Origin of the sequence: Mycoplasmopsis felis ATCC 23391 (genome assembly GCF_000701865.1) — a bacterium.
Taxonomy (GTDB): domain Bacteria; phylum Bacillota_I; class Bacilli_A; order Mycoplasmatales; family Metamycoplasmataceae; genus Mycoplasmopsis; species Mycoplasmopsis felis.
Window position 1 is genome coordinate 1 of the sequence record NZ_JNKA01000042.1, and the last position, 1986, is coordinate 1986.

Annotated in this window: 2 protein-coding genes; one reads left to right on the plus strand and one right to left on the minus strand. The window is 25.1% G+C overall.

What is annotated here, in order from left to right:
- Positions 1-959 (plus strand): hypothetical protein (locus T405_RS03970; protein ID WP_036431357.1); only part of this gene is annotated, 959 nt, incomplete at its 5' end.
- 122 nt (positions 960-1081) lie between these two features.
- On the opposite strand, the gene T405_RS03535 is transcribed toward T405_RS03970, so the two are convergent.
- Positions 1082-1986: hypothetical protein (locus T405_RS03535; RefSeq protein ID WP_036431360.1), on the minus strand; the 905-nt coding region annotated here is incomplete at its 5' end.

A 1986-nucleotide genomic window follows, 5' to 3' on the forward strand; every position in this document is an offset into this window, starting at 1 on the left:
TAGAAAACATTAGATTTAGGGAAACAATTACACATTCAGATGCTAATATGGTTCCTCAAACAGGAAAAGATTATTATACTCAATTAATGTTAAATCAAACAACTACAGAAGGTATAGTAAGGGTTAAGGAAGAGTTTTTAAAATATAAACGTGAATGAGAAGAAACAAAAGATTTAATTACTGAATATAGTACTAATAATTCTGTTAGAGATGGTTATTTAAATCAATTAAATAATGCATATAATATTGAAGAAATAGAAAGAATTAAAGAACAAAATATTGATTTATTAAAAGCCAAACTTATAAAAATTGCAGATTCAATTACTGAAGTAAATCAAACTATTAAAGATAATTTTAAAGCACGTGCTAATGAAACTAATATTACAGTCTCACAATTAAACACAGAAATAAAGAACGCACAAGCAGTACATGATTTTGCTCCTCGTGCAAGAATTATGATAAATGAATATCAATCATATTATGAAACTAATAATTCTATAAATAATGCAGATCCTAATTATCAAACCCATAGAGATGAATTTGAAAGAAGAATTATTGCATTAAATACATATCAGAAAACTGTTGAATTTGAACAATATTATGATTCAATTAGATATACAGATGAATATGTCTTAGATCCTAATTATGGTGTTAGACTAGATAATGTTAATAATAGTAATAATGTTAGAGTATCTGTATTATTTAATACTGTGCAAAACAAATCAATAGTATTAACTTATTTAATATCAGAAGTTGAAAATCCATCAAATTATTTCGTTCGTTCAAATGGAGCACATATATACAGGAATAGAACTCAAACTTTTATTAATAGATCTGATTTAACTCAATTAATAAGTGGAAAAAGATATCAAGTAACTAGATTATATGTAAAAACAAATGACAATAGTTTTAGTAAGGAAATTAAGTTAGTTAACAAGTTCCCATTTGTTAAAAATTAAAAAACAAAACCTCAGGGAAATCCTGAGGTTTTGTTTGTTTTTTTAATACAAAATATTTAATTATTTATCTTTATATAAAAGCAATTGTAATCTAGAGATTATTAATTATTTTTTAGAGAAAATTATGGATGTGTTCATTCAATAGGTTCAGGTATTTTTATTTCTTTATCTTCTCTATTTCCTGTACCAACAACTATCCTAATAACTCTATATGTTTTTCCAGATGTTAATCCACTTCAATTTCCTGTATAATTAGAAACAGTTCTAAAACTATATCTACCTGAATAAGTTTTTTCTGTTTTTGTATCAACTTCTTCTGCTATTACTAATATAGTTTCGTCTTGGTTTGATACTCTATCAAGTGGTAAATTCATTTTTGAATGATTACCATTTCTTGTAACTCTTGGTCTATTACCACCTGTAAAGAATCTGAAATCTTGTCTATATCTGGTTTGATCATATAAAGTTTTATATTCATTAAGTGTTTCTATTGAAACAATTGAATTAAATTTCTGAGTTAATTGTTGTTGTTCAGTTTGTTTAGATGGATAATATTTAATATATTCATCTAATAATCTTTTTCCTTCTGGTTCATATTCTTGAACTATAGATGCTTTTATTAGTTCGTCATATAATCTTCTAAAATCATTCTCTGTATCTGCTATGTTATTGTATTGAGTTTTAGCATCATTAAAGTGTAATAAGGAATTTGCTATATCTTTTAATTCATCTCTTAATAAATCAGTGTTTCTAGCAATTATAGTTTCTAATTCTGCAGTATTACGTGTTGAATTAATTTCTAATAAAAGACTTTCTTTTCTGTTTGGGTTACTTGTTAATCTTTTATTTACAATATTTGTAAATCTATTTGTTTCTGTTTTATATGTGTTAAACTCTTCCTTAACCCTTACTATACCATCTGTAGTTGTTTCATTTAACATTAATTGAGTATAATAATCTTTTCCTGTTTGAGGAACCATATTAGCATCTGAATGTGTAATTGTTTCCCTAAATCTAATGTTTTCTA